This is a genomic window from Caulobacter sp. P1_B12_2 (assembly GCF_056406675.1).
This window is the reverse complement of record NZ_JBFTZS010000701.1, coordinates 1-1515: the sequence shown is the minus strand read 5'-3', so window position 1 is coordinate 1515 and position 1515 is coordinate 1. Positions and strand designations below refer to the sequence as shown.

Sequence of the window (1515 nt, the reverse complement as noted above, 5' to 3'; positions counted from 1 at the left end):
CCGCCTCGGTATCCGCCTGCGCGCGTGCGTCGCGGACGGTCAGCAGTCTGGCGTCAGCGTCCAGCACTTCGATCAAACTGACCGCGCCGGCCTTGTAGGCCACCTCGGAAGCCGTGCGCGCCTTGGAGAGCGACTGYTCGCCATCCACCAGGATCCGCGCCTGATCCTCGCGCTTGACGAGGCTGGAGAAGGAATCCTCGACATCGGCCGTGGCGCGCAGCACCGACTGCTGATAGGCGGCCAGGCTCTCGGCGTTGCGCCCCTTGGCAGCCTTGATCTCCGCATCGACGCGACCGAAGTCAAACAGGCGCCAGCGCAGGCCCAACACGCCCTGGGCCTGGTTGGCTGGACCGGCGAACAGGGAGCCGCTGGCCGTCGAGGCCGTGCCGACCAAGCCGTTCAGTGAGAACTTGGGATAGTATTCGGAGACGGCCGAACCGATCGCGGCGTTCGACGCCTTCAGCCGCCACTCCGCGACCGCCAGGTCCGGGCGGCGGCGGATGAGGTCGGCCGGACCAACCGCCTCGGCGATGGCCGGGGCGTGCGGCACCGGCGTGGCGGAGGCCAGTTCCACCCGGGTGGCGCCAGGTTGGGCGCCCAGCAGCACGTCCAGCGCGTTCATCGCCGCCTCGAGCCCCTCCTCCAGCAGCGGGACCTGGGCGCGGGTCTGGGCCAGGGCGCCTTCGGCCTGATGCAGCTGAAGTTCGGAGGCGACCTGCCGGCTCTGTTGCAGGCGCACCGTCTGGACCAGCTTGCTCTGGGTGTCGACCTGGCCTCGGGCCACGCCCAACCGCGCCTGCAGGCCGCAGATCACCAGATAGGTGTCGGCCGTCTGGGCCGCGACCGACAGGCGGGCCGCCGCGACGCCGACCTTGGCGGCCTGATAGTCGGCGACAGCGGCCTCGCGATCGCGCCGCAGGCCGCCGAAGACGTCAACCTCCCAGTCACCGGTGACATTGGCTTCGTAGAGCGAGCCGTCGCGATCGAAGCCCGGCGCGGAAGACGCCAGGCGTCCCGTGGGGGTCTGGGTCGAGGCGTGGGCCGTGGCTGCGCTTGTCTGCATGCCGCCGGAGGGCAGCAGCGCGGCGGTGGCGGCCGACAGTCCGGCCCTCGCCTGCGTCACACGGGCCGTGGCCTGAGCCAAGTCGAGGTTCTGGGCCAGGGCGCGATCGACCAGGCCGTCGAGGACAGGGTCGTTGAAGCCCTTCCACCACGCCGCCTGATCGACGGCCGCTGGCGGGGCCGCGCGCTGGGCCACGGCAGCGGCGCCGATAAACGTCCCGGAGACCGCCGAGGGCGGCGCGACATAGTCGGGACCCACGGCGCAGCCGCCCATCGTGACGCCGGCCAGGGCCAGCAGAGCCAAGCTCGAAACCGATCGCATCGCGACCTCCTCGTGACGCTCATCCTTGAGCAAGTGACCATATGCTAATTTGGTCACTCGTTGTCAATCAGGACCTGCGATGCTACCTATCAAGGCATGACCATCGACAGCACGCCCCCAGACGCCGCCGC

General features: G+C 70.3%; 1 protein-coding gene. It reads right to left on the bottom strand.

Going from position 1 to position 1515, the window contains the following annotated elements:
* Window positions 1-1384 (bottom strand): efflux transporter outer membrane subunit (locus AC1DZ6_RS25035; RefSeq protein ID WP_477099794.1); only part of this gene is annotated, 1384 nt, incomplete at its 3' end.
* Between the last annotated feature and the right edge of the window lie 131 nt (window positions 1385-1515).